The sequence below is a fragment of the Halioglobus sp. HI00S01 genome (assembly GCF_001635445.1).
Classification (GTDB): Bacteria; Pseudomonadota; Gammaproteobacteria; order Pseudomonadales; family Halieaceae; genus Halioglobus; species Halioglobus japonicus.
The window spans coordinates 1-220 of record NZ_LWEE01000118.1; the positions used below are offsets into that span (position 1 = coordinate 1).

A 220-nucleotide genomic window follows, 5' to 3' on the forward strand; every position below is an offset into this window, starting at 1 on the left:
GCAATCTTGATCGCGAGGGTGGGGCGCTCGTATGCTCACCCGCATTCGGCTATATCACTAGAGGCGAAAAGGGCGCAGGCAGCCTTGGTAGATTTACGTCGCGCGTTCGTGGCCTCCCTGAATTTGCCGGTGAACTGCCTGCAGTAACCATGGCTGAGGATATTCTAACGCCAGGGGAAGGTCAGTTGCGGGCCATGATGACAATTGCGGGTAATCCGGT

The 220-nt window shown here is 56.8% G+C and carries 1 pseudogene; it reads left to right on the top strand.

Going from position 1 to position 220, the window contains the following annotated elements:
* Positions 1–220 (top strand): annotated as a pseudogene (locus A3709_RS24575) (molybdopterin oxidoreductase family protein); the annotation flags it as partial.